23 protein-coding genes and 1 pseudogene are annotated in these 24961 nt (G+C 65.3%); 9 read left to right on the forward strand and 15 right to left on the reverse strand.

Features of this window, described 5'->3' with window-relative positions:
- Positions 1 to 206: 206 nt before the first annotated feature.
- A complete protein-coding gene (locus OHB23_RS00175) occupies positions 207 to 1457 on the reverse strand; it encodes an MCE family protein (protein WP_328810468.1) in 1251 nt (416 codons plus the stop codon).
- Positions 1454 to 3037 carry an MFS transporter gene (locus OHB23_RS00180; RefSeq protein ID WP_328810469.1) on the reverse strand — a complete coding sequence of 528 codons (1584 nt, stop codon included), beginning with the start codon at positions 3035 to 3037 and terminating at the stop codon, positions 1454 to 1456. The genes OHB23_RS00175 and OHB23_RS00180 overlap by 4 nt, the downstream gene beginning before the upstream one ends.
- A gap of 53 nt (positions 3038 to 3090) precedes the next feature.
- Between OHB23_RS00180 and OHB23_RS00185 the strand changes: the two genes are divergently transcribed.
- A complete protein-coding gene (locus OHB23_RS00185) occupies positions 3091 to 3744 on the forward strand; it encodes a winged helix-turn-helix transcriptional regulator (RefSeq protein ID WP_328810470.1) in 654 nt (217 codons plus the stop codon).
- Positions 3745 to 3747: 3 nt separating this feature from the next.
- On the opposite strand, the gene OHB23_RS00190 is transcribed toward OHB23_RS00185, so the two are convergent.
- Together OHB23_RS00190 and mftR are read right to left on the reverse strand one after the other, a co-directional pair.
- Positions 3748 to 4620, reverse strand: a complete 873-nt coding sequence (locus OHB23_RS00190) for an alpha/beta fold hydrolase (protein ID WP_328810471.1) — start codon at positions 4618 to 4620, stop codon at positions 3748 to 3750.
- Between the two features lie 216 nt (positions 4621 to 4836).
- Complete coding sequence (mftR, locus tag OHB23_RS00195; RefSeq protein ID WP_328811691.1) at positions 4837 to 5457, reverse strand: mycofactocin system transcriptional regulator; 621 nt, start codon at positions 5455 to 5457, stop codon at positions 4837 to 4839.
- Between the two features lie 103 nt (positions 5458 to 5560).
- On the opposite strand from mftR, the gene mftA reads away from it, so the two are divergent.
- The 6 genes from mftA to mftG are packed head-to-tail and all read left to right on the forward strand — an operon-like array spanning position 5561 to position 10619.
- Complete coding sequence (gene mftA, locus OHB23_RS00200) at positions 5561 to 5671, forward strand: mycofactocin precursor MftA (protein ID WP_222633524.1); 111 nt, start codon at positions 5561 to 5563, stop codon at positions 5669 to 5671.
- A gap of 8 nt (positions 5672 to 5679) precedes the next feature.
- Positions 5680 to 5961, forward strand: coding sequence for a mycofactocin biosynthesis chaperone MftB (mftB, locus tag OHB23_RS00205; protein ID WP_328810472.1), 282 nt, complete (start codon positions 5680 to 5682; stop codon positions 5959 to 5961).
- Positions 5958 to 7244, forward strand: coding sequence for a mycofactocin radical SAM maturase (gene mftC / locus OHB23_RS00210; protein WP_328810473.1), 1287 nt, complete (start codon positions 5958 to 5960; stop codon positions 7242 to 7244). The genes mftB and mftC overlap by 4 nt, the downstream gene beginning before the upstream one ends.
- A 47-nt stretch (positions 7245 to 7291) precedes the next feature.
- Positions 7292 to 8479 (forward strand): pre-mycofactocin synthase MftD, encoded by a 1188-nt coding sequence (gene mftD, locus OHB23_RS00215; protein WP_328811692.1) that lies wholly within the window; start codon positions 7292 to 7294, stop codon positions 8477 to 8479.
- A gap of 1 nt (position 8480) precedes the next feature.
- Positions 8481 to 9158, forward strand: a complete 678-nt coding sequence (gene mftE / locus OHB23_RS00220; protein WP_328810474.1) for a mycofactocin biosynthesis peptidyl-dipeptidase MftE — start codon at positions 8481 to 8483, stop codon at positions 9156 to 9158.
- 15 nt (positions 9159 to 9173) lie between these two features.
- Positions 9174 to 10619, forward strand: coding sequence for a mycofactocin dehydrogenase MftG (gene mftG, locus OHB23_RS00225; protein WP_328810475.1), 1446 nt, complete (start codon positions 9174 to 9176; stop codon positions 10617 to 10619).
- A gap of 166 nt (positions 10620 to 10785) precedes the next feature.
- On the opposite strand, the gene OHB23_RS00230 is transcribed toward mftG, so the two are convergent.
- From OHB23_RS00230 to OHB23_RS00280, 11 genes are all read right to left on the reverse strand, one after another.
- Entirely contained in the window at positions 10786 to 12228 is a 1443-nt protein-coding gene (locus OHB23_RS00230; protein WP_328810476.1) for an NAD(P)(+) transhydrogenase (Re/Si-specific) subunit beta, read from the reverse strand.
- Positions 12228 to 12569 carry an NAD(P) transhydrogenase subunit alpha gene (locus OHB23_RS00235; RefSeq protein WP_328810477.1) on the reverse strand — a complete coding sequence of 114 codons (342 nt, stop codon included), beginning with the start codon at positions 12567 to 12569 and terminating at the stop codon, positions 12228 to 12230. The genes OHB23_RS00230 and OHB23_RS00235 overlap by 1 nt, the downstream gene beginning before the upstream one ends.
- Positions 12569 to 12721 (reverse strand): hypothetical protein, encoded by a 153-nt coding sequence (locus OHB23_RS00240; protein ID WP_328810478.1) that lies wholly within the window; start codon positions 12719 to 12721, stop codon positions 12569 to 12571. The genes OHB23_RS00235 and OHB23_RS00240 overlap by 1 nt, the downstream gene beginning before the upstream one ends.
- The gene (locus OHB23_RS00245; RefSeq protein WP_328811693.1) at positions 12718 to 13830 is read right to left on the reverse strand and encodes an NAD(P) transhydrogenase subunit alpha; all 1113 of its coding nucleotides are present in this window, start codon (positions 13828 to 13830) and stop codon (positions 12718 to 12720) included. Before OHB23_RS00245 ends, OHB23_RS00240 begins: the two co-directional genes overlap by 4 nt.
- Before the next feature lie 64 nt (positions 13831 to 13894).
- A complete protein-coding gene (locus OHB23_RS00250) occupies positions 13895 to 14755 on the reverse strand; it encodes an SMP-30/gluconolactonase/LRE family protein (RefSeq protein WP_328810479.1) in 861 nt (286 codons plus the stop codon).
- A 514-nt stretch (positions 14756 to 15269) separates the two neighbouring features.
- Positions 15270 to 16427 (reverse strand): sugar ABC transporter substrate-binding protein, encoded by a 1158-nt coding sequence (locus tag OHB23_RS00255; protein WP_328810480.1) that lies wholly within the window; start codon positions 16425 to 16427, stop codon positions 15270 to 15272.
- 44 nt (positions 16428 to 16471) lie between these two features.
- Complete coding sequence (locus OHB23_RS00260) at positions 16472 to 17536, reverse strand: ABC transporter permease (protein ID WP_328810481.1); 1065 nt, start codon at positions 17534 to 17536, stop codon at positions 16472 to 16474.
- Between the two features lie 26 nt (positions 17537 to 17562).
- Positions 17563 to 19077 (reverse strand): sugar ABC transporter ATP-binding protein, encoded by a 1515-nt coding sequence (locus OHB23_RS00265; protein WP_328810482.1) that lies wholly within the window; start codon positions 19075 to 19077, stop codon positions 17563 to 17565.
- Positions 19078 to 19661: 584 nt separating this feature from the next.
- Positions 19662 to 21128: an aldehyde dehydrogenase family protein gene (locus tag OHB23_RS00270; RefSeq protein ID WP_328810483.1), complete on the reverse strand. Its 1467-nt coding sequence runs from the start codon at positions 21126 to 21128 to the stop codon at positions 19662 to 19664.
- 590 nt (positions 21129 to 21718) lie between these two features.
- Positions 21719 to 22552, reverse strand: coding sequence for a mycofactocin-coupled SDR family oxidoreductase (locus OHB23_RS00275; RefSeq protein WP_328810485.1), 834 nt, complete (start codon positions 22550 to 22552; stop codon positions 21719 to 21721).
- Positions 22545 to 23450, reverse strand: a complete 906-nt coding sequence (locus OHB23_RS00280) for an HpcH/HpaI aldolase/citrate lyase family protein (RefSeq protein ID WP_328810486.1) — start codon at positions 23448 to 23450, stop codon at positions 22545 to 22547. The genes OHB23_RS00275 and OHB23_RS00280 overlap by 8 nt, the downstream gene beginning before the upstream one ends.
- Positions 23451 to 23634: 184 nt before the next feature.
- On the opposite strand from OHB23_RS00280, the pseudogene OHB23_RS00285 reads away from it, so the two are divergent.
- A pseudogene (locus OHB23_RS00285) lies at positions 23635 to 24387 on the forward strand (NADPH-dependent F420 reductase); the annotation flags it as partial.
- Positions 24384 to 24929: a nuclear transport factor 2 family protein gene (locus OHB23_RS00290; protein ID WP_328810487.1), complete on the forward strand. Its 546-nt coding sequence runs from the start codon at positions 24384 to 24386 to the stop codon at positions 24927 to 24929. The pseudogene OHB23_RS00285 and the gene OHB23_RS00290, both read left to right, overlap by 4 nt.
- The last annotated feature ends 32 nt before the right edge of the window (positions 24930 to 24961 follow it).

Here is a 24961-nt window from a genome sequence, read left to right on the forward strand (position 1 = left end):
CCGCTCACTGAGGCGACAGTCATCGAGAACGCCGAAGGAGGGACAGCGCTTTTTGGGTCTGTTCGGTTCGGGAATGGCACGTGATGTGCCCACGAGGACGAGTGCACGCCAGCCGAGACCACGAGATCGCGATTCCGAGGGAGGCGTAGTGCCTACGGCGCAGCAATCGTCGCCACGACTGCCTCGCATTCGAACACGCGCCGAGTTCAACGAACTGTGACACCGAGCAGCGGGGCAAGTTGTTGCGCGATCGGGTTGAGGTCGAGAGCGCCGGGGTCCGCCTTCGGCTTGTCGTCCCACGGTTGTGGGACTGCAGGATCGAGATAGGGGACGCTGCCCGCACCGCGTACTCCGGTGACCGCCCCCCTCGGCGCTGTGCATCCCGCCGACAGGTCGATCGGGAAGTCCTGCGCGGTCTCGTCGAAGTTCGGATCGAGCGCACGCTCACGCTCCAGAATCCGCTGGGTTCCCTCGTACCCGACCGTGCACGGAGGTGGGTTGTTCGTCTCCAGCACAAGACCGAAGTGAGTGGTGCCGTCGCCGGGACTCTGCGACTTCGCACCCTCCGCCAGGCCGGGCAGGAATTGCAGCAGTGGTCGCAGCGCCCAGGCCCGTGGGCCGATCGCCGACGTTGCCGATGCAAGGTCGGTGGCGACGGACGTGACGGACGGCCCGGAGGCCGCGACCAGCGCGCCGGTCTCGCGAGCGGCGTCTGTACCGGTGTCGACGAGGCGGCGCAGATCGCCGTCGTTCGACCGCAGTTGCGCCGTGATCTGCTCGAGGCCCGCGCTGAAGTCGGTGATCGCGGACGCCTGATCGCTCTGCGTGTCGAGCACGGTCCTGCCGTCGCGGACCAGGTCGACCGTCGCGGGCAGCGCGTCGAGCTGCGCCGCGCTGAGACTGTCGAGCGACTCGACGAGGGTGGCCAACTCGTCGCCCATGCCGTCGAAGCCGTCGCCGAGCTCGGTCACGACGGTCCTCAGATCGTCGACGGGGATGCTCCGAGCCAGCCCGTCGACGTTCGCGAGCACGCTCTCCACCGGGACGGGGAGAGACGTGCGGGCACGATCGACCACAGATCCTTCGGCGAGATAGGGGCCGGCATCAGTGTTCGGCCGCAGATCGATGTACTGCTCGCCGATGGCCGAGCGGGCGGCGACGACGGCCGCGCTGGATGCGGAGATCGGTGGCGCGTCGTCGTCGATGAACACGTCGACGTCGACGCCGTCGTCCACCAGCCGTAGCGCGCCGACCCGTCCGACGGGGATACCCCGCGAGGTCACCTCGGCATTGGTGAAAATACCGCCGGAGTCGGTGAGCTGCACCGTGACCGTGTACTGACCGATGCCGAGCAGCGAGTCCATCCGCACGTACGACCCGCCCGCGACGGCGACCGCGACAGCCACCACCGCGAGGGCGCCGAGCTTGACGTATGTCGACCGGTCCGTGGCGCTCATGCCGTGGTGACGTCCGCGCGGTGCGCCGGGCGACCGGATTTGCTCTCGTCGGTCGTGCGAGGACGCGACGGTAGGAAAGTCGCTGCCACCACGGCGCCGACGGCGGTGACTCCGGCCGCCACGTAGGAACCGGCCGCGAGACCGTCGAGGAACGCACTGTTCGCCGCGTCGGTGACCGACTGCGCCAGCCCGGAATCGCCCCCTGCGCGAATCTGCTCCGACACGACGACGGCCTGACCGACGGACTCGCCGGCGATGTCACGAACCTCTGTGGGCAGCGCCTGGACGACGGCGGAGTCACTGAGCGACGAGACGTACAGCGACGCGTAGACGCTGCCGATGACGGCGACACCGAGCGTGCCGCCGACCTCTCTCGTCGCGTCGTTCATGCCGGAACCGATGCCGGCCTTCTCCGGTGTGACGGCACCCATGATGGCCTCTGTGGCGGGGGCCGAGGTGAGGCCCAGACCGAGGCCCAGGGGAATCATCTGCAGCGCGATCTCGAGGTACGAGGTGTACTCGCTCACGGTGGAGATCCAGAGGAAAGCGCCCGAGAACAGGACGAGGCCGCCGGCGACAACCAGCTTGTTGCCGATCCGCAGCGCGAGCACCGTGCCCAGGACCGAGCCGACGGCGATGGAGGCGGCCACGGGGATGAACTTCACTCCGGTGTCCAGCGGGCCGAATCCCCGCACCAACTGGAAGTACTGCGAGATGAGGAAGATGAAGCCGAAGAGGGCGAAGTAAGCGAAGGTGACGGACGCGCTCGCCGCGGTGAAGCGCATGTTCGCGAACAAGCTCACGTCGATCATCGGATCGTCCTGGCGTCGCTCCCACAGCACCAGGGCGACGAACAGTGCGGCAGCGGTGGCGAATCCGACCAGGGTGGTGACGCTGCTCCAGCCGTGTTCCGGTGCCTCGATGACCGTGAACACGAGACTGCCCACAGCGAGAACCGACAGGACGAGTCCCCCGTGGTCGATGCGAGGGGTCGCCGGGTCTCGTGAGGTGGTGATCACCACGACCGAGACGAGAACGGCGACGGCCGCACCGACGGCGAGAGCGAGGAACACACTGCCCCACCAGAAGTGCTCGAGGAGCCACCCACCGAGGATCGGCCCGCACGCCACCCCGACACCGGTGGTCGCACCCCAGATCCCGATCGCGCGTGCCTTCTCGGCACGCTCGGTGAAGACGTTCGACAGGATCGACAGCGTGGTCGGGTAGACGAACGCCGCACCCAGGCCCATGACGCCCTGCCACGCGATCAGTTGCCCGGAGCTCTCCGCGAACGACGCACCGACGGCTCCGCCGCCGAAGACGGACAGACCCAGGACGAGCGCACCCTTGCGCCCGTACCGGTCGCTGAGACTGCCGAAGGCGAGAACGAACGTGGCGAACAGCAGGTTGTACGCGTCCACGATCCACTGCAACGCCCTGTTGTCGGCGGACAGATCGAGAGCCAACGACGGCAACGCCACGTTGATCGCCGTCGTGGCGAGGCTGATCGCGAGGGTCGCGGCGCACAGCACCAGGAGGACGGGGAGTCGCGACGTCGAGCGTCGCTGCAACAGATTCACAACTTGATTATTTCAAGTAGTTGAATGATTTTGTCAAGCGTAGGCTTGGAACCGTGAAGTCCTACGGAGAGTTCTGCGCGCTCGCCCGAGCGCTCGACGTCGTCGGCGATCGCTGGACAATGCTCGTTATCCGGGAGCTGCTGATCGGCCCGAGCCGGTACTCGGATCTGCATCGCTCGCTGCCCGGCATCGCCACCAACCTGCTGGCGCAACGGCTGCGGTCGCTCGAGGACGCCGGCGTCGTCCGATCGTCCGACGATCCCGCGCCCGTCTCGGCGAGGGTCTACTCACTGACCGAGTGGGGCCGTGGCCTGCGGCGACCTCTCGTGGAACTCGCTCGATGGGGAGTGCCGCTGATGGCGGCGGGCGTGAACGGCGACCACACCCGCGGCCCGTGGCTCGGGTTCGCCGTCATGGCGCTCTACCCGGAGCGCGCGGGAACGACGTACCCGGACGTCACCGTGCGCCTCGACGTCGACGGCGCCACCCTGCTGCTGAGCTCCACGGCCGACGGCGTCACCACCACCGCGTCCGGCCCCGACGACGTGGCCGACGTGGTCGTCACCGGGACGTCCGAACAGGTCTTCCGCACGCTGTCCGCCGATCGGACCGGAGGCGAGCACGCTCGCGTGACCGGTGCCTCGGACGCGCTGCAACGCTTCTTCGAGCTGACGGCGTCGGTGCCCGCCTCCGTGGTCTCGGCCTGACGCTCAGTCGATCATCGCGGCAACGGCATCGGGCTTCTCCAACGACAGGAAGTGACCCGCTCCCTCGATCCGATGCACGTCTGCGTGGGGCAGGGCCCGGACGTGGGCGCGGCGATCGGACTCGCGGGACCAGTCACGGTCACCGTGCACCAGCGTGACCGGCACGTCCACCCTTTCGTACGTCGACCGCGCGGCGATCAGGCTCGGGAGAGCCCGATACACGGCGCGGGCTACACCGGGGTAGCCGGGCCGACGCCCCACCCGGAGGAGTTCGGTCAGGTAGTCCTCGGTCAGCGCCGACCGGTCCCCGAGGCCTCCGCGCAGGATCTGCCGCACCACGGGCCTCGGTTCCACCCCGGCCAGCAGTGGTCCGACGATCGGCGCAGTCACCCCGCCGATGATCACCCTCGCGAGAAGCCCGGACCTCAGGATCCCGCCCGCGTAGTCGTAGGGATTGATCGCGACGACACGCCGGACACGGTCCGGGCGCTCGGCCGCGGCGGTGAGCGCGAGCACCGCACCCATGGACTCCCCCACCACCGTCACGTCCCGCAGGTCGAGCCCGTCGAGCAACCTCAGCACCCCTGCTCGCATGGCAGGTTCCTCGTAGGACGCACCCGGAACGATGTCCGACCAGCCCATTCCCGGCAGATCGAGCGCGTACACCGTGTGACCGGGCAGTAGATGCGGCAGCAGGCGGTGGAAGTGCTCGGCTTGAGTCCGCACGGTGTGCAGCAGGAGGACAGGCGACCCGCTTCCGCCATGCAGGTACCGGAGTCGACCCGACCCGGGCGCGTCACCCACCGCGGCCTGCAGAACGTGGTTGCTGGTTCCCGCGATGGACAGGGTGCTGGTGCCGTGATTCGCGTCGAGCATGAGAGCCTCCGAATACTTGATTTTATCAAGCTATCACGCATTCGTATTTACGATCGAGGCAGCCCGATTCCTCTTCCCTTTTTAGCGTCGACGGTGCGGTCGATTCCAACACTGCGGACACATCGACACGGGGTCCCAGTGTCCGCCGCGGCGTCTCGATGCCCCGCCCGTGACGTCGAGCCCGGCGAAGGCCCGCGCCTCGCTCGTACCCTCAGGTCACACATCGGGTCTGTGACGCAAACCCTGGTAGAGCGGTTCGGACGCCCGTCGCAGCAAGTCCGACAATGCGGCTCCGTCGTCGGCGAGCCACTGTTCGTATGCGGAGATCGCCACGCCGAGTGCAAGCCAGCCGGCGGTCCGCGGATAGAGGTCGTTCGGACCGAGGCCCTCACGCGAGGCCACGAAGCCGGCGATGACGGCCCGCCATCCCTGGTACATGACCATCGAGTACGCCTGCAGGGCGGGCACCTCGAAGATCAATCGCATTCTGACCCGGTGCACGTCGCGTTCCTCGTCGGGAAAAGAGTTGAACTGCAACAGCGCAGCCATCACCGCATCGGGCACTGACATGGATTCCGGCATCTCGTCGAGCAGACGCTGCAGAACGTGAAGCCCGGCGTCGAAGTCTCCCCAGGGAACTGCGTTCTTGGAAGGGAAGTAGCGGAAAAAGGTCCGACGGGCGATACCGGCGGCCTCGGCGATGTCGTCGATGCTAGTCGCATCGAACCCCCGTTCGGCGAACAGCGCGATGGCTACGTCGCTGATGCCGCCCCTCGTCGTCGCCGGCGGTCGCCCCACCGTGCCGGACGGTTCCTGCTCCACCACGAGATCCCCCATTTCCGCCATCTGTTTACTTTGTGCACTCGATGCCATTATCGTCTGTGGTGTGCGACACCAGTCGGTGATCACGCACCCCACATCACATACCGCGGAGGTTCTCATGTCCGATCAGTCGAACACCACGTCTGAAGCATCGCAGTCCGAGGAGCCGTTGGTGCAGGAGTCGCTGGTGGAGGAAGTCTCCATCGACGGCATGTGCGGCGTGTATTGAGTCGACCGATGAACATCGACGATCGCTGGCAGCTGCACCCACAGGTGGCGCTGCGTCCGGAACCGTTCGGCGCGTTGCTCTATCACTTCGGGACCCGCAAGCTCTCGTTCCTGAAGAACACGGCGATCGTCGACATCGTCCGGTCGCTGCCCGACCACGACGACGCGCGGTCGGCGTTGACGGCGGCGGGCGTGTCGGACGAGGCGATGCCCCGCTACGCCGACGCGCTCGCGGTGTTGGCGCGCTCGAACATGATCGTCCCCTCCCCCGTGAAGGAAGACCCGGCATGACCTCCACCCTCGCCCGCCCCGAGCAACCGGTCGGCCGCCTGGTCGACCAGTTCGAACTCGGGCTCGACGCTCCCATCTGCCTGACGTGGGAGCTCACCTACGCCTGCAACCTCTCCTGCGTGCACTGCCTGTCCTCCTCCGGGCGGCGCGACCCCCGGGAACTGTCCACCGAGCAGTGCAAGTCGATCATCGACGAACTGCAGAAGATGCAGGTGTTCTACGTCAACATCGGCGGCGGTGAACCGACCGTCCGATCCGACTTCTGGGAACTCGTCGACTACGCCACCGCCCACCAGGTGGGCGTGAAGTTCTCCACCAACGGCGTCAAGATCGACGAGAAGGTCGCCGCGAGGCTCGCCGCGTCCGACTACGTCGACGTGCAGATCTCCATCGACGGCGCCACCGCCGAGGTCAACGACGCCGTCCGCGGCCCCGGCTCGTTCGACATGGCCGTCCGCGCCCTGAAGAACCTGAAGGACGCCGGGTTCCGGGACGCGAAGATCTCCGTCGTCGTCACTCGGCACAACGTCTCCCAGCTCGACGAGTTCAAGGCCCTCGCCGACGCCTACGACGCCACCCTGCGCATCACCCGCCTGCGCCCGTCCGGTCGCGGCGCCGACGTCTGGGACGACCTGCACCCCACCGCCGGACAACAGCGCGAACTCTACGACTGGCTCGTCGCCAACGGCGACGGTGTGCTCACCGGCGACTCCTTCTTCCACCTCTCCGCCTTCGGCGACGCCCTGCCGGGGCTCAACCTGTGCGGCGCAGGACGAGTGGTGTGCCTGATCGACCCGATCGGCGACGTCTACGCCTGCCCCTTCGCCATCCACGAACAATTCCTCGCCGGCAACATCGTCCGCGACGCCACCCCCACCATGGGCGGCTTCCAAGCCGTCTGGCAGACGTCGGAACTGTTCCAGGAACTGCGCTCACCGCAGACGTCCGGCGCCTGCACCAAGTGCGCGCACTTCGACGCCTGCCGCGGCGGATGCATGGCCGCGAAGTTCTTCACCGGACTGCCCATGGACGGCCCCGACCCCGAATGCGTTCAGGGTTACGGCGAATCCGCCCTCGCCGCCGACCGCGGCGCGGTACCGAAGTCGAGTGTCGACCACTCCCGCACCGGAAAGCGCTCCAACCCGAAGGCGTCGATTCCGTTGACGCTGCTCACCCGCCGCGACGGCGCACCCGCCCTCGGGGAGGCCGGAGGCCGGCCGGCATCGAAACTCTGTGACGAGAATCCGCTCGCAGGCATGACTTTCAGCAAGGACGACCAGTGAAGCTTCGCGACATCCAAGCCCACAACCCGTGGGCGAGAAATCCGTGGATGGAGACCGTCGCCGAGATGCAGCGACGAGCCAAGAAGCGTCTCCCCCCGTCGGTGTACTCGGCACTGATCGCCGGCTCCGAACGCGGCAGCACCTACGACGACAACATGGCAGCCTTCGGCGAACTCGGCTTCGCACCCCGCGTCGCCGGCCACGCGCACGTGCGCGATCAGTCGACGACCGTGATGGGTCAACACATTTCGATGCCCGTCATCATCTCACCGACCGGGGTGCAGGCCGTCGACCCCGACGGTGAAGTCGCCGTCGCGCGCGCCGCTGCCGCGCGCGGCACCATCATGGGACTGTCCTCGTTCGCCTCCAAGTCCGTCGAGGACGTCGCCGCAGTCAACTCCCAGACACTGTTCCAGGTCTACTGGCTCGGTACGCGGGACGAGATGGTCGCCCGCATGGACCGGGCGAAAGCAGCCGGCGCGGTGGGCATCATCCTCACCCTGGACTGGTCGTTCTCCTACGGCCGCGACTGGGGCAGCCCCGCCATCCCGGAGACGATCAATCTCGCCGCCATGGCGAAGTTCGCCCCCGAGGGCCTGATCCGCCCGGCGTGGCTCTACAAGTTCGCCAAGTCGGGCCGCATCCCGGATCTGACGACGCCGAACATTCTTCCCGCCGGGGCGCCGCAGCCGCCGACGTTCTTCGGCGCCTACGGCATGTGGCAGCGCACCCCGCCGCCGTCGTGGGAGGACATCGCGTGGTTGCGCGCGCAGTGGGACGGCCCGTTCATGCTCAAGGGCATCTCCCGCGTCGACGACGCCCGCCGCGCCGTCGACGCCGGTTTCTCGGCGATCTCCGTCTCCAACCACGGCGGCAACAACCTCGACGGCACACCCGCCACCATCCGCATGCTGCCCGCCGTCGCAGAGGCGGTCGGCGATCAGATCGAAGTGCTGCTCGACGGCGGGATCCGCCGCGGCAGCGATGTCGTCAAAGCCGTCGCGCTCGGTGCCCGCGCGGTCATGATCGGCCGCGCCTACCTGTGGGGTCTCGCGGCGAACGGGCAGGCCGGTGTGGAGAACGTCTTCGACGTCCTGCGCATGGGCGTCGACAGTGCCCTCCTCGGCATGGGGAAGAGTTCGGTCGCCGATCTGTGTCCCGACGACATCGTCGTGCCCGAGGGTTTCGTCAGAGCTCTGGGAGCCACCGGCGATCACGCTGTGCGCACTCTCTGACGTGGCCGATCTGGGGTCCGCTCGGTGGCCGAACGTCGACGGCGGACTGGTGGTCGTACCGGTTGGGTCCGTGGAACAGCACGGACCCCACCTCCCGCTGACCACCGACACCACCATCGCCGTGGCGGTGGCAACCGGCATGTCGGATGCATGGATCGCCCCAGCCCTTTCCTACGGCGCAAGTGGCGAACACGAAGGCTTCCCCGGCACCGTCTCGCTCGGTCGGACGGCACTGAGCACCGTCATCGTCGAGTACGGCCGCTCGATCTGCCGATGGGCCGACCGGGTGATCTTCGTGAACGGTCACGGCGGCAACGGATTCGCACTCGCCGACGCGGCCACGCTTCTGCGCTACGAGGGACGCGACGTGGCCTGGTTCCCGTGCTGGGTACCCGGCGGTGATGCCCATGCCGGGCGAACCGAGACCTCGTTGATGCTGCACATCGCACCGGAGCAGGTCGTCATCGAGGCTGCGGTCGTCGGTAACACCGATCCCATCACCGCCCTGATGGAGCGCCTGACAGCGTCGGGCGTGGCGAGTGTGTCCGGGTCCGGCGTACTCGGCGATCCCAGCGGCGCAACCCCGGCCGAAGGCGCCGACCTGCTCGCAGGACTCAGACAGCGCCTCGTCTTGGCTGCCCAGCGTTGGACACCCGACGACCGCGGAATGCTCCGATGATCTCCAGTCCCGACCGTGGTTGACGTCATCGTCATCGGCGGCGGCAGCGCGGGCTGCGTCGCCGCATCGACGTACGCGCGAGCCGGCGCCTCGGTCCTGATCATCGAAGCCGGCCCTACCTTCGCACCCTCGACCACCGAGTCGTGGCCGACCGATCTGACGAACGCCCGCCGCATGCCGATCGGACCCGAATCCCCCTACATCGATCCCATCTCGGCGCGGACGACGGGGGATCAGCACGTCGTCGCTACGCGAGGACGCGTGCTCGGCGGATCCGGCGCCGTCAACGGGGCCTACTTCGTGCGCGCACCCCTCTCGGACTTCGACACCTGGCCGCAGGACCTGTGGAACCGGGACACCGTCACCCGGTACTACAACTGCATCGAGACCGACCACGACTTCGGACGGCTCGACCATCACGGCTCGACCGGCCCGGTTCCGGTCACACGCGCGATCACCGCGCCTGTCGCACAGGCATTCCTGCAGGCAGGAATCGCATCAGGGCACCGACACCTCGACGACCTCAACGCACCCACGGCGGGCGACGGTATCGGCGCGGTCCCGTCCAACGTGCGACATGGGCGAAGAATCTCCATGGCCGAGGCCTACCTCTCGCCCGTCGCCGACAAGATCACCATCCGGGGGCGCTCGCAGGTGGCGCGCCTGCTGTTCGACGGCGACACGGTCCTCGGAGTCACCGGCCGCGACGACGACGGAACCTTCGTCGTCCACGCTGACCGGGTGGTGCTCGCCGCTGGAGCCGTTCGCACGCCGAACCTGCTGCTGCACTCCGGGATCGGACCCGCAGGCACGCTTCGACGGGTGGGCATTCCGGTGAGGCAGCATCTCCCGGGAGTCGGAGTCGGCGTGGCCGACCACCCCGAGATCACGATCGACTATCAACCGAGAAGAGCACCCGACGACCGAGGAACACCGCTCCAGGTCGTACTGCACTCCGGTCCGATCGAGATCCGGCCGTACACAGCGTCATTCGACCGTCTGATACCCGGACTTTCGCCGATGTTGCCGGCCATCGGCGTCGCACACATGACTCCCGACGCGCGGGGGACCATCGACGTGGTGTCCGATGATCCGTTCTCCGCACCGAATGTCGAGCACAGGTATGGAGAGACCGAAGAGGACAGGACCGCACTGAGTCGTGGAATCGACCTCGCCACGGACATTCTGAGGGCTTCGGGACTGGCGTCGGACATTCACGTACCTGCCGGAATCGGTGCCACGACACCCTTGGGAGGTTCGCTGCACACGATGGGTACAGCGCGAATGGGGTTCGACGACGATCCTTTGGCGGTCGTCGACCTGACCGGGCGGGTGAGGGGTGCTCGCGGTCTGTCGGTCGTCGATGCATCGATGTTCCCCGCGCCAGTTTCTCGCGGCCCTCACGCCACTGTCGTGATGGCAGCGCAACGTCTGGTGGACGCGGCGATATCGAGTCACTGACAGCGGACGGTCTCGTCCAACTTCGACAGGAACTGTGCCGCGTGCCGGAGCGTCCCGTTTCGGGTCTGCGTCTCGACCGTCAAGGATCACGTCCGGTCCCCTCTCGACACCGCGGCCCTGATGCTCCGCCGCCGGTGAGCGGGCGGGGCATCAGGGCCGGGTACACCTAGAGGGCTTTGAGTTCCTCGATGACGGCGTTGACCGACTTCTTCGCATCCCCGAACAGCATCGACGTGCGATCCGCCGTGAACAACGGATTGTCGATACCGGCGTACCCGGAGCTCATCGACCGCTTGAGCACGATCACCGACCGCGACTCGTCCACGTTCAGAATCGGCATCCCGTGGATCGGCGAACTCGGATCGTTGCGCGCCGCCGGGTTGGTGACATCGTTCGCGCCGATGACCAGGGTGACATCGGTGCGGGAGAACTCCCCGTTGATGTCGTCCATCTCCTTCATCGCCTCGTACTCCACGTCCGCCTCGGCGAGCAACACGTTCATGTGACCCGGCATGCGCCCGGCCACCGGATGGATCGCGTACTTCACCTCCACGCCCTTGGACTCGAGGATCGACGCCATGTCCTTGACCGCGTGCTGAGCCTGCGCGACCGCGAGACCGTAGCCAGGGACCACGATGACCTGCGAGGCGTACGCCATCTGGATCGCCGCATCCGCCGCCGAGGTGGACTTCACCGTGCCGCCGGCATCGTCCGGGCCACCGACCGCGGACGCGCCGCCGCCACCGAACGACCCGAACACGATCGCCGGAATCGACCGGTTCATCGCCGTCGCCATCAGATTGGTCAGGATGGTGCCGGACGCGCCGACGATCATGCCCGCCACGATCATCGCGGTGTTGTTCAGCGCCAACCCCGCCGCCGCAGCCGACAACCCCGTCAACGCGTTCAGCAGCGAGATCACCACCGGCATGTCCGCACCGCCGATCGGGAACACCACGAACAGACCCATCAGCGCCGCCGCGACGAGCACCAGCACGATCCACCACTGCGACGTGCCCTCACCCGGGGTCGCTTTCACACCGATGTAGACCGACACCGCCACCGCGATGAGCAGCAACACGATGTTGGTGAGCTGGAAGATGCGGGCGTTCTTCACGAACGCATTCTCGACCTTCTTGTTCAGCAGCTCCTGCAGCTTCAAGAACGCCACCAGCGAACCCCAGAACGACACCGACCCGATGACCGCCGCGAACAGTGACCCGATGACGATGTGCACCGTCGGCTCTTCACCGTGCTGGAACGCCGAGAAACCGTCGGTCTCGATGAACTCCGACCACGCGATCAACGCGACCGTGCCGCCGCCCACGCCGTTGAACAGCGCCACCAGCTGCGGCATCGCCGTCATCTTCGTGCGCTTGGCCGGCGGGACACCCAGCAGGACACCGATCGCCAGACCCGCGGCGATGAGGATCCAGTTGATCGCCGCCGTGTCACGGACCTCGATCAGAGTCGCCACCACGGCGATACCCATACCGACAGCGGCGATCCAGTTGCCGCGCACCGCCGTCTTCGGGCCGGTCAGACCCATCAGGCCGTAGATGAACATCGCGAACGCGACGATGTAGAGAATGTTGACGAGATTGTTCATCAGGAATCAGCACCCTTCTCGCCGGTTGCCGTCGACACAGCAGCGGGCGCCTTCTTGCCCTTGAACATGCCGAGCATGCGGTCGGTCACCAGGAACCCACCGACGACGTTGAGCGTGCCGAAGATCAACGCGACGAACGCGATGATCCGCACGCCCCACGGCGCGTCCTCCGGCAACCGGCCCAACACGATGAGGGCGCCGAGCACGACGATGCCGTGAATGGCGTTGGTACCCGACATCAGCGGCGTGTGCAGCGTGTTCGGCACCTTCGAGATGACAGCGAAACCGACGAACCCGGCCAACACCAGGATCGCGATGTTCGCGAGCAGGGACGTGTACATCAGGAACCTTCCGTGGCGGCAGCCGAAGGCGCCTGATCGTCGAAGAGATTGGCGCAGAACTCAATCTCAGGATCATCGGGTGACCCGATGACTCTGTCGAGAACTGTGAGGACCGGAATCATCATCACCTTGGTCAGCGTGGTCGCGATCATGCGGTAACCGCCGGAATGCCTGTCACGCAGGACTTCGCGAGGACCTCGTCGGAGAAGTCGGGCGCGAACGCACCGTTCTCGTCGAGCATCAGCTCGATCAGCGCCGAGATGTTCTTCGAGTACAGCTCACTCGCGTGCTCGGGCATCGTCGCCGGCAGATTCAGCGGCGAGGCGATGATGACGTCGTTCTTCACCACCGTGCGACCCGGCTCGGTCAGCTCGCAGTTGCCACCGGTCTCCCCCGCGAGGTCGACGACGACACTGCCCGGTCGCATCCCCGCGGCAGCCGCCGCGGTGACCAACTTCGGCGCCGGACGACCCGGCACCAGAGCGGTGGTGATGACGACGTCGAACGTCGAGATCGCCTTCTCCAGCGCCGCCTGCTGCTGCGCACGCTCGTCCTCGGTGAGCTCACGGGCATACCCGCCCTCACCGGCAGCGTCGATCCCCAGATCCAGCCACTGCGCACCGACCGAGCGCACCTGATCGGCCACCTCGGGACGCACGTCGTACCCGGTGGCGCGGCCACCGAGACGCTTCGCCGTCGCCAACGCCTGCAGTCCCGCCACACCCACACCGAGCACCAGCACCGTCGCCGGCTTCACCGTGCCCGCCGCGGTGGTGAGCATCGGGAAGAATCGCGTCGACTCCGACGCCGCGAGCAACACCGCCTTGTAGCCGGCGACGTTGGCCTGCGAGGACAACGCATCCATCACCTGTGCACGGGAGATACGCGGAATCGCTTCCACGGCGAATGCCTGCACGCCCGCAGCGGTCAACTCGGGAATGATCGTGTCCGCATTGCGCGGCGCGAGGAAGCCGACGAGCGTCGACCCGCGGCGCAGCTTGCGCACCTCCGCCGACGACGGCGGCGCCACCTTCGCCACGATGTCCGCGCTGTACGGGTCACCGATGCTCGCGCCGGCATCGACGTACAGCTGGTCGGGGATGAGCGCGCCGAGCCCGGCACCTGCCTCCACCACCACGCGTACGCCCTTGGCCGTGAGTGCGGAGACGACCTTCGGAACGAGCGCCACCCGGCGCTCCCCCTCGTTCGTCTCGCGCACGACGCCGACCAGCGGCCCTGCTTCTCGAGAATTTTTCACCAGCTGTTCGACTTTCTCTGTTCGCGTCCTGGACAGGCTTCATGCAGGCGGATGCTGGCCGCCGAAATCAGGGCAGCCCGGTGATCAGACCGATCTGTGAGATGGCATTTCCACCGATCCAGATCTCGGATCCCACCTGTGCCGCGACAGTGGCGTACCGGTAGTCGTCCGTCGTAGTGCTGAAGACGGTGTCGGATGTTTTCGCAACAGGGTCGACCGACACGACGGTGAATCCGGGAACACAGCCGGTTCCTTCCATCGCACACGACTGGATGGATTCGGCAGTGAGAGGCTCGTATTCCATTCCGGTCGTCAGCAGAGCACCGTCCTCGCTCCATCGCAGATTGTCGGGGAGGAACGACATGGTGGCGACCTCCGTCAGCGTTCCGCCCGTGACCGGGATGGAGACCACGCGCTTCTTCATCGCCTCGGCGATGTACAAGGTCTCGCCGTCGGATGACACTTCCACGCCGTTCGGTCCGAATGCCGCACTACCGGCGACCTCCGACCAGCCTCGTGCACGTTGCCATGTGTACACGGACCCACTGGGTTCGCCTGTGAACAGCTGTGGCAGCAGCGGTTCCCGCGGATCGGTGAAGTTCGTGACGGCGATACCGCCGTCCGGCATCGCGACGACTCCATTGGCCGCGACACCCTCGGGAACGACGACGCAACCACGCCACGCCACCCTGCTGTTTCCACCGGTCAGGTCCAGGTCGAAGATTTCGACGGACTCGCGGCTCCCGTGGTACACGGCATAGAGCATGAATTTGCCGGGCTCCGTCTCCACCGCATTGATGCCATGGGTGGCCGCCTTGCCCTCGTCCGGCGGTGCGTCGCATCCGGGGAAGGCTTCGGTATCCGGTTCGTACACGACGTCGGGTGACGGCCACAACGGCTGCGCCGTCTTCGTCCGTCGGTCGAACAAACTCAGTCCTCCCGGGTGATCGGCAGAGGTGATCGAACTGAGCGCAAGATAGTCCGTCCCGTTCAGCGGCAGAATATCCTCGGGTGGTTGTTCGACATCCGTCAGAGACAAGACCGGTTCTGCTGTAGGAGTGGAGGACTCGCTGTCAGTGCGTGATCCCGTCTCCCCGTTGCCACCACACGCTGCGGTCATCACCATGACCGCGAGAGCAGCTACAGCTGTCAACCTCGCCGTCGGAGGTCTGCGCCGTTTCATGGAAGAGATCGACTCACCTGCTTCGACGTCGTGAAACTTCTCTGCCGACGGGCGCGCGGCCGGAACAGTCATGGATTCTCCAAGCTCTCGTGATCGATGTTGCGAATCGGGTAAAGGTGATGCCAGCGGGCGGTTGGCGCGTGACTCGTCCTGGAGGACGCTGTCCCACGAGGTCTGCGCGTTGCCACTCCGCCGCGATGATGCGCGGAACGCCGGCGAGCTGTGTTCGAACCAGCTCGCCGGCGTTCCGGGTGGTGAACTACGGCGTGACCTTCCACAGTGTCTCGAATTCGGCCCGGTAATTCTTCGGGTACACCGGGACCTCGTCCGTCGTCTCGATGTTGTCGGAGGTGTAGAGCGGAACCGGGTACACGTTGCCCACTGTCGGTTGCCCACTGTCGAGCGCACGCGCGGCCGTGTCCAGCACGAGCCATGCCGTCATGTCCTGCGGGAGTCCCAACCAGAATTCGTCCTTGCCCTGTTCCAGAGACACGAGGTTCGATGCGCTCGGAAGAGCGCCGGCAATCTTCGTCTGAAGTCCTGCCTGCTTGAGAGCCGGCTCGATCCCCTTCGCGAGATCACCCACGGTGAAGAAGGCGAGCGCGACCGACGGGTCGGCCTGGAGCTTGGACGTCACTGCTGTCGTTGCTGCCGGCGACCCGATATCGCTGAAAGGCAGCTCCGTGTAGGAATATCCACACTCGGTGCATTCCTGTTTCATCGTCTGATCGATACCCGCCGCCAAGTCACGCATCGCATCGGCTGCGACACCGAACACTGCCACGCTGCCTTGACAGTTGGTCGCCTTCAGCGCGGCATACGCAGCGGGTTCACCGATCTGTGTCCAGAGGTCGCCTCCGAGGACCGTGGCTCCGAAGCCCGGGATCGACACCGGCGGGTTCTTGGAGTCGAGCATCAACAGGACGCCTTTGTCCTTCGCTGCTGCGATCGGCGCCTGCAGCGCGGATTCCGGAACGCCTGCCAGCGTCACGATGTCCGAGTTTCCGATGGCGTCCAGGAGCTTCCGGTTGGCGTCCTCGACGGACCCGTCGTACGCGACGGACTTGCCTGTCCACCCGAGCACCGGGGCGGCCTCGTTCATCTTCCGCGACACTTCGGCATCTGTCGGAACCGCACCTGCGAAGACACGGGTGATGGTCAGGCCCTCTCGAGGCTTCTTGCTCAGCGGAGTGAGCTCCGGGGGCAACGATTCCGGCAGAGGAGCGCGAGTCTCGAAGTAGGCGTCCGCCTTGTCGACACATTCCTGCTGAGCTGCTGTCAGGCTGCCGCCGCTCGGTGCCGATTCGGTACTGGGCGTACTACATGCGGACACACCGCAGAAGAGAGTCGCGATGACGACGACCCCGGCAAAACGACGGGCGAGTTGGTGAAGCGTGCTTCTTCGGGAGGGAGACATGACGCACCTTTACGATTGAGTGTGGGCTGTGGTGACGGGCTGACTTATCTGCCGCTTCTGCGGTTTCGCACTGCGCGAGCCGTGATACTGACCGCAACCAGGAGCACTGAGCCTTCGACCAGATCCTTGATCCACGGCAGGTCGGGGTACTGCAGCTGCAGCCCCTTCACCGAGATCGCCAAGAGATAGAGGGCAACGATCGTGCCGACGACGTTGAACCGTCCCGGCCGAATTTGGGTGGAGCCGAGGAAGGTTGCGGCGAATGCCGGCAAGAGGTACGGGGCACCCGCGCCGAAGGACGCCGCCCCCAGTTGCATGGTCAGTACGACTCCGGCAAGTGCTGCGAGTGCACTGGTGATCATCAACGACGTGGCCTGAACCCGATCCACCCTGATGCCGGCGAGCTTTGCAGCCTGCCGGTTGGAGCCGATCGCGTAGATGTATCGCCCGAAAGGCGTGTGCTCGAGCATGTACCACAGCCCGATCGACACGATGGCCAGGTAGACGACGGTGATCGGCACCGTTCCGATCATGGACTGACCGGCATCGGTGAAACTGGTGCCGACACCGTCGAGCAGTATCGTCTGACCGTCTGCCACCCAGAAGGCCAGCGCTGCAAGAACAGACGACATTCCCAGAGTGGCGATGATGGGTTCCACACCTAGTCGCGTAATGATGACGGCGTTCACGGCGCCGATCGCCGCGCCTACCGCGATGGTCAACACGACCGCCGGTATCCACGGAAGTGCACCACTGGTCAACAGCTTGCCCAGGAGGCACACCGAGAACGTCATGTTCGCGGCAAGTGAGATGTCGAACGTCCCGGCAGCCATCGAGACCGCCACCGCGAGTGTGAGTATGCCCCCGATCGCGGCGCTGCCGGCGATCACTCTGATGTTGCTGGATGTGGCGAATGTCTGCGGCAGCAACACCGAGAAGAACACCACGAGGATCGCAGCGAGATAGAGACCGGAGAAGCTATCGAGTCGCAGGAGGCCTGTGATGCGGGCCGGGCCCGACGGCTTCTGCTCGGACGGTGCGTCGCGCATCGACGTTGTCATATCGGTCGGTTCTCCGTTGGGTGAGCGCGGACTTGTCTTCGAGGTCATGTCCGACCCCTCCTTCGTGTCGAAAGTCATGAGGTGAGCCCGAGGCTCATACGTACGAGTCGCTTCGTGTCGATGTCCGATCCGACCAATTCACCCACCACGCCGCCGTGGCGCAAGACAACGACCCGGTCGCACAGGCGCTCGAGCTCTGCTTCGTCCGAGGAGCAGACAAGGACGCCCACACCGCTTTCCGCAGCCGAGTCGATGAGATGGTGGATCTCGGCTTTGGCCGCGACGTCGACCCCCTGAGTGGGTTCGTCGAGCAGGAGCACGCAGGGATCGGTCTGAAGCCACTTGCCGATGACGACCTTCTGCTGGTTGCCTCCGGACAACGCCTCGATCGACGCTTCGATCGACGGGGCCTTGACCGTCATCTTGCGACTGATCTCTCGGGCCTGGCCTACATCGCGCTTCGGGCTGATCCTGGCATGCCGGACGAGGCGTCGGACGGTGGTCAGATTAAGGTTCTCGCGGACGTTGAGCCCGACGATGACCCCGTCACGCAACCGGTTCGCAGGTACGAGCGCGACCCCTAGTTTCATGCCGTGGTCAGGGCGCCCCGACGTCAGCGCGCGGTCCCGGACGGTGATATTGCCCGTTCGCGGCCTGGACCCGAATACCAAGGAACACAGCTCTTCTCGCCCCGATCCGGTGATTCCGGCCACGCCGACCACCTCGCCGGCGCGCACCTCGAGGTCCAGGTCCACCAACTCGGTCCCACTGACGCTGTTCAGAGACAGCAGTACATCGGTGCCGACCGACCCGGTCCGCCGCCGTGCCGCATCGACCACTCCCCCGGTCATGAGGTCGACGAGCGAACTCCTGTCGACCTCACCTCTCCGCTTGGTGGCCACCCTGCGTCCGTCCACCAGCACGGTCATCGTGTCGGCCAGTTCGAAAATCTCTTCCAGGTGGTGCGAGACATACAGAATGCCCACGTTCTGGGCGCGAACCGTGTCGATGATCTCGAAGAGCCTCTGAACTTCAGCTTTCGGCATCGTTGCCGTCGGCTCGTCCAGCACCAGAACCGACATCTCGCCGCGTGCACTCTGGAGTGCGCGGGCAATGGCGACCGCTGTCCGCTCGACCGGTTGCAGGTCCTCGACGGCGCGGGTGACGTCGAGTTCGTATCCCACGGCTCGAAGTGCATCTCGGGCAGTGTGTGTTGCCCAGGACCACCTGATCCGACCGCCCCTACCGGTGTCGTATCCATGGCCGAGGGCCAAATTGTCGACCACCGAGAGAGCAGGAACGAGACCGAGATCCTGGTGAACGAAACGGACCCCTGCTGCATGAATACCGTCAGGGTCTCCGAGCACTTCCGGGCGCCCGTCGACGAACACACTGGCTCCCGGGTCGGCATCGTGAAATCCCGCCAGAATCTTGATCAGGGTCGATTTACCTGATCCGTTCTGTCCCACCAGGGCATGCACCTCGCCACCCGCGATCTCCAGGTCGACATCGTGAAGGACGCGGGTGTCTCCGAATGTCTTGGACACCCCCGCGAGCCTGAGACGTGGTTCTCGATCGTCAACTTCCACGGACTTCCCTCATCTTCGGTGGCCTCCTCATGAGGCCAGGGGTGGTGCAACGCAGTAGAACTGGTCCATCGGGGTCGGCACCGGGCATTCCCGAAGGCGCGGCACAGCCCGGATCGCAGGAGCGGCGCTGGTACTTGCCTGACGGTTCCGTGTCAGCGCGACGACTGCGTCCGCGTGAGGCACGTCACAAGAGCATGGTCAACGATTCATAGTTTGTCAACCACATATTGTTTTCGACGGCCAGTCGTCTCCCCACGCCGGACAATCGAGCCGGCGTCGCGTCCATTCCGGCAACGCGAAGGTGGCAACAGCTGTAACGGGCCGCAGCACGACGACTTTCGGAACGAAAAGGGACGAGGCATCGAACGTCCGCGAAGGTCGGCACCGACATCAGTCGTCCGTACGCGTTACGGCTTCCATGGGCACAAACGCGTGATGATCGGTTCGAGAGGTACAGCCGTTCGCGAGAACTCGCGTCGTGAAGCCGCAGCGTCAGGCCACAAGTGATGCGAACACGCCACAGCGGATTCGGCCATAGTCATGGCCGGGTCCGCTGTGGTGATGAACAACCGACGCGCGGAAGCTCACGATGTCGCAGGCACGCTCACCTGCTTGGTCTCGAGAAATTCCTCGACCCCTTCGATACCGCCCTCACGTCCGAATCCGGACATCTTGTAGCCCCCGAAGGGAGCCGTGATTGTCGGGCCGAACCCGTTGATGGCAACTGCACCACTGTCTAGCCTCGGAGCGATCGCGAGCGCCCTGTCCACATCGGAGGTGAAGATGCCGTTGCTCAACCCGTATTCGGTGTCGTTCACGGCGTCCACGCCGGCGTCGATGTCGTCGTAGGTCTCGACCGTGATCACCGGGCCGAACACCTCTTCACGGCTGATCTGCATGGTGGAGGTCGTCCCCGTGAGCAGAGTCGGCATGTACCAGTATCCGCGCTCGAACGCGTCTCCATCGGGCTTCCGACCACCGGTCAATACGGTCGCGCCGTCCTTGCGCGCAGTCTCGACGTACGCCTCGACTCGATCGACCTGCGCCCGCGACACCAAGGGACCGACGGTGGTGTTCTCGTCGGCCGGGTCGCCCGGGACCAGCTTCTCGAACTCGTCGGTGAGAGCGCTGATCCACTCGTCGCCCCTGGAAGCGGGAACCAGGATGCGGCTCTGTGTCGTGCACACCTGCCCGGACTGCATGGTGCACCCGTAGGCGAGCATCGGTGCGAACACCGTCGGGTCGGCGTCGTCGAGCACCAGAGCCGCAGATTTTCCGCCGAGCTCGAGGGTCACGCGCGTCATCCGCTGCGCCGCCGTCGCGAGGACTTTCTGCCCCGCAGCGGTACTTCCGGTGAACGAGATGTTGTTGATACCGGGCCGAGAAATGAGGTACTGCCCGAGCTCCCGAGTACCGGGCAGGAAGGAGATCACTCCGTCCGGGAGGCCCGCTTCCGCGATTGCCTCGGCGAACAAGAACGACACCAGAGGAGTCTCGGTGGAAACCTTCACCACGACAGGGCAACCCGCCAGAAGTGCCGGCGCGATCTTCACGGCGGCGAGCACCAGCGGAGCGTTCCAGGGGACGATCGCGGCCACCGGTCCCACCGGCTCGCGGCTGATGTACACCGAGCCCGCGAGCGTGTCCCGCAGTGTGGGTCCGAGGCCCAGTTGCTCGGCCAGCGACGCGGTGTCTCTGAAGATGACCGCAGCGGTGGCGGCGGTGAATCCTGCGAATGACGCCAGTCCACCCTGATCAAGGGTGTACAGGTGCTCGAAATCTGCTGCGCGGCGGTCGATGGCGTCGGCGACAGCAACGAGCGCCTTTGCGCGTTCGGCAACCGGCATCGACCCCCAGAGTCCGGATTCGTGAAGCTGGACTGCGGCTGCGACCGCACGGTCGACGTCGGCTTCGTGCGCCAACGGCACCCGGCCGATGATTTCTTCGGTGACCGGACTCTCCACGTCGAGCCACTGGCGGTCTGCGTCTTCGACCCAGTCGCCCGCGATGTAGAGGGCGTCACGGGAGCTGAGTTGTTGAGAGGAATTCACTGCGTCTCCTGCTGATCAGTACTGCGGCGCTTGGCGGAAGCGTCCTGTGGCGGCTACCGACGGACGGGCCGCGAGCCGGTGTTGGCCGGATCACAGTCGGTTCATTGTTAGCCAACCAGCAATACTGTGTCAAGGATTACTCCTCTGATTCTGGAGATTATCCGTACGGCCGCCCTCGGACACGCCCGACGTGGCTCTGTCATCGGCATCAGGCTTGTCGGCCCGAGCCGGACCGCCACCTCCACCGGCAGCGCTTTCGGTCGCATCCCCGAGGGCGGCGACGGCGCCCTCTTGGTGCACAGCGATCGGACACACCGGGTTCAGTGGGTCCGACTGTCTCGATTCCCGCGTGCCCTGCCGGGATGTGCTGACGCGGCAACACCCACGGCTACCAGTAGCGTCAGCGGTTCTGCCAAGATGTGAAACCGACGTAGGCGGAGACACCGAACGACCACGCGCCCGACACCTCATTCCTTGTGCCTGATGACGTCACCGCCGAGTCTGTTCGGCTGGTACGCGCCAGGGTCGATACAACACCGACCGAGCGGTGCCGCCACGTCAAGTTCCACCGTCCGAGGTGTGGACTGGATCTAACGGAGGGCAGCGCCCGCATCTATGCGCATCTGGCTGCCGGTATAGAAGCGGGACTTGTCCGAACACAGCCACTGCACGGCGTTCGAGACATCGTCTACCTCGAGCAGATCGACCGGTATGGCGTTGACCAGCGCCTTCAGGTCCTCAGGATTGGCTTCGTCGAATCGAGCCCGCACCATGTCGTTGGTGATCATCGGTGTTCGTACACCGGAGGGGTGGACGGAATTGACTCTGACGTAGTGCGGCGCCAGGACGCTCGCGTAGTTCTCCATCAAGTTGACTACGCCCGCCTTGGCTGCGCCGTACGCGAGTCCTCCGAGAGTGCGGCCACCCAGAGTGCGCATGATCGGCTGCACGCTCGCCATGGAACTGACGATCACGATCGAACCGCCGTCACCCTGCTCGACCAGTGTCGGCCAGGTGACCTCCACTGTGTTCAGGACGCCCGTCAGCATGATGTCGAGGCAGTCGGTCCACGCTTGCGGGGTGTCCGAATGTTCACCCCAGATAGGCATGATGCCCGCGTTCGCGATGACGAAGTCGATCCTGCCGAATTCGGCCAGCCCCTGCCGGAAGATGGATTCGACGCTGTCTCGCTTCCGAACGTCCCCCACCTCTGCGATCATGCGGCGTCCGGTCTTCTCCACCAGCTTCACGGTCTCGTCCAGGTCCTCGACCGTCGACATCGGGTAGTCGACTGTGGAGACCTGATCGCAGAGATCGAGGCCGATGATGTCCGCACCGCCTTCGGCGAGCATGACTGCGTGTGCCCTACCCTGACCGCGCGCCGCCCCAGTGATGAAAGCTACTTTTCCATCGAACTCACCCATGTGTCGATCCATTCGTCGTCGCAACCTGTGACCGGGAGTCGATACGCCCGGCAAGATCCAGAATTCGTTGTGCGTCCCGCACGTGTAGAGCTTCGATCATCGTCCCGTCAAGAGTGGCAACGCTTTTCCCTGCAGTTCTGGCCTCGTCGAATGCCGACACCACGGCTCGAGCGTGCGAGATCTCATCCGTCGACGGGCCGAACGTGTCATTGGCCGGTCCGATCTGAGACGGATGCACGACGGTCTTGCCGTCGAAGCCCATCTCTCGCCCCTGCCGGGCTTCGGACGCGAAGCCCGCATCGTCACCGATCTTGTTGAAGACACCGTCGAGAATGACCTTGCCGGCGCTACGCGCCCCGAGCACCGCCAACGACAGGGCGGTCAGAACAGGGCCGCGGCCCGATACCGCGCGTGCGCGCAGGTCGTTCACCAGATCGTTCGTGCCGATGACCAGAACCTCGACGCGGTCACTCGCGGTGGCGATCTCTTCGGCATGCAGGAACGCGCGCGGTGTCTCGACCATCACCCACAGCTTCGTTCGCGCCGGAGCTCCCGCGGCGACCATCGAGTCGACGAGCATTCTCACCTGGTCTGCAGACTCGACCTTCGGAACCAGGATGGCGTCCGCACCGGAACCGGAGACGGCGACGACATCGGGGTTGTGCCAGGGCGTGCCCACCCCGTTGATGCGCACCACGACCTCGCGCGGTGCCAGCACACCCGTTCGCACGACGTCGATCACGCGCTCGCGCGACTCCGTCTTCACGTCGTCACCGACCGCGTCCTCGAGATCCAGAATGAACACGTCGGCAGCGAGCGTTGCAGCCTTGCCCAAGGCACGGGAGTTGTTGCCCGGCACATAGAGAGCGGACCTGCGAGGCGGTGCTGGTTCAGTCATGACGTCACTTTCGTTCGGTATTCGGTGGTGGATGGCAGCGCCCATCGCAATTAATAGTTAGTCAACTAGCAAAACCTGTCAACCCTCGATGTTCCCGTCGACGCGGTGAAGAAATATTGCTGGTTGACACGCTACTCTTCCGGTGTTCTCCTGATCCGATGATGACCATGTCCCGCACCACACCGGACCGACACAGGAGCACGCCATGAAGATCGGAATAGTGGGAGCCGGGAAGATCGGTGGAACGCTCGCCCGCGCCCTGGGGGGTGCAGGTCATGAGGTGGCACTGGCGAATTCACGGGGACCGGAGACGATCCTGGAAGTCGCCGAGACAGTGGGCGCACGCGCCGTTCATGCGGCGACCGCGATACAGCAGTCGGATGTCGTCATCATGTCGATACCGTTCGCATCGATCCCGGGCCTGGCGCCGCTGTACGTCGATGCACCGCACGAGACGGTGGTCATCGATACGTCCAACTACTTTCCGTTCCGCGACGGGACCACGATCGACTTCGGCGGATCGACCGAGAGCCAATGGGTCTCGGAGGTCATCGGCCGGCCCGTGGTGAAAGCGTGGAATTCCGTGCTCGCGGGCAGCTTGGCAACGAAAGGCACACCGGCTGGGTCACCGCAACGGATAGCACTTCCCGTTGCGGGTGACGAACCGAGCGCCAGGCAGATGGGTCTCGAACTCATGGAGACGAGCGGATTCGACGCTCTCGACGCCGGCGATCTCGCGCAATCTTGGCGGCAGGAACCAGGGACGCCCGCGTACTGCACCGATCTGTCGCTCGACGGGCTACGCGTCGCTCTCGCGCGCGCCGACCGGTCTCGCAAAGCCGAACGACGCGACCTTCTCGCGGGGCAGGTGATGGCTGCGCGACAAGACTTCAGCAACGAGGACATTCTCGCTCTGGGAAGGAAGATCTACACATGACGCCGTTCGAGGAGAACTCGACCGACATCGATGCGCGTGACGTAGCGGAGTTGCTCGACAAGAGTCGACTGAACGAGAACATGGCGCTGTATTGCCGAGGCATGGACCGAAAAGACCTACACTCCATGCAATCCACCTTTTGGCCCGAAGCCACGGATGATCATGGTGCCTACGTGGGCTCTGCACATGAGTTCTGCCGTTGGGCCTGTGAGAATCAGAAGAATGGTGGACATCGGTCACATCACTACATCACGAACGTCCTCATCGATCTGAACGGCGACACTGCGCGGCGCGAATCCGCGGTGCTGTACCTCATGGTTCTTCCGGACGACGATCGCATAGATCTTATGGGCGGGCGATACCGCGACTTCTGTGAGAAGCGGGAAGGTGTGTGGAAAGTGCTCCGGCGCACGGTCATCTTCGATTACGCACATCAGATGACGCCGATCGCGGACTTCGTTGATGTGTTCGGGGGCATTCCCTCGACGGCGCACTTCGGGGCCTTGTATCCGGCGGACGCGATCTACGAGGCCGACTGGTGAAGCCCGGTATCCCGCGAGGCATTCCTCGCCGC

This window comes from Rhodococcus sp. NBC_00294, assembly GCF_036163995.1.
Classification (GTDB): domain Bacteria; phylum Actinomycetota; class Actinomycetes; order Mycobacteriales; family Mycobacteriaceae; genus Rhodococcoides.

What these genes read in the sequence shown, in the direction of transcription:
- mftB (WP_328810472.1), top strand. Translation starts at nt 5,680, where the DNA reads ATGAACATCGACGATCGCTGGCAGCTGCACCCACAGGTGGCGCTGCGT.
- OHB23_RS00240 (WP_328810478.1), bottom strand. Translation starts at nt 12,721, where the DNA reads ATGATCGCGACCACGCTGACCAAGGTGATGATGATTCCGGTCCTCACA.
- OHB23_RS00275 (WP_328810485.1), bottom strand. Translation starts at nt 22,552, where the DNA reads ATGGGTGAGTTCGATGGAAAAGTAGCTTTCATCACTGGGGCGGCGCGC.
- mftD (WP_328811692.1), top strand. Translation starts at nt 7,292, where the DNA reads ATGGAGACCGTCGCCGAGATGCAGCGACGAGCCAAGAAGCGTCTCCCC.
- OHB23_RS00190 (WP_328810471.1), bottom strand. Translation starts at nt 4,620, where the DNA reads ATGCTCGACGCGAATCACGGCACCAGCACCCTGTCCATCGCGGGAACC.
- OHB23_RS00290 (WP_328810487.1), top strand. Translation starts at nt 24,384, where the DNA reads ATGACGCCGTTCGAGGAGAACTCGACCGACATCGATGCGCGTGACGTA.
- mftA (WP_222633524.1), top strand. Translation starts at nt 5,561, where the DNA reads ATGTCCGATCAGTCGAACACCACGTCTGAAGCATCGCAGTCCGAGGAG.
- OHB23_RS00280 (WP_328810486.1), bottom strand. Translation starts at nt 23,450, where the DNA reads ATGACTGAACCAGCACCGCCTCGCAGGTCCGCTCTCTATGTGCCGGGC.
- mftC (WP_328810473.1), top strand. Translation starts at nt 5,958, where the DNA reads ATGACCTCCACCCTCGCCCGCCCCGAGCAACCGGTCGGCCGCCTGGTC.
- OHB23_RS00175 (WP_328810468.1), bottom strand. Translation starts at nt 1,457, where the DNA reads ATGAGCGCCACGGACCGGTCGACATACGTCAAGCTCGGCGCCCTCGCG.
- OHB23_RS00260 (WP_328810481.1), bottom strand. Translation starts at nt 17,536, where the DNA reads ATGACCTCGAAGACAAGTCCGCGCTCACCCAACGGAGAACCGACCGAT.
- OHB23_RS00235 (WP_328810477.1), bottom strand. Translation starts at nt 12,569, where the DNA reads ATGTACACGTCCCTGCTCGCGAACATCGCGATCCTGGTGTTGGCCGGG.
- OHB23_RS00255 (WP_328810480.1), bottom strand. Translation starts at nt 16,427, where the DNA reads ATGTCTCCCTCCCGAAGAAGCACGCTTCACCAACTCGCCCGTCGTTTT.
- mftR (WP_328811691.1), bottom strand. Translation starts at nt 5,457, where the DNA reads ATGGGGGATCTCGTGGTGGAGCAGGAACCGTCCGGCACGGTGGGGCGA.
- OHB23_RS00230 (WP_328810476.1), bottom strand. Translation starts at nt 12,228, where the DNA reads ATGAACAATCTCGTCAACATTCTCTACATCGTCGCGTTCGCGATGTTC.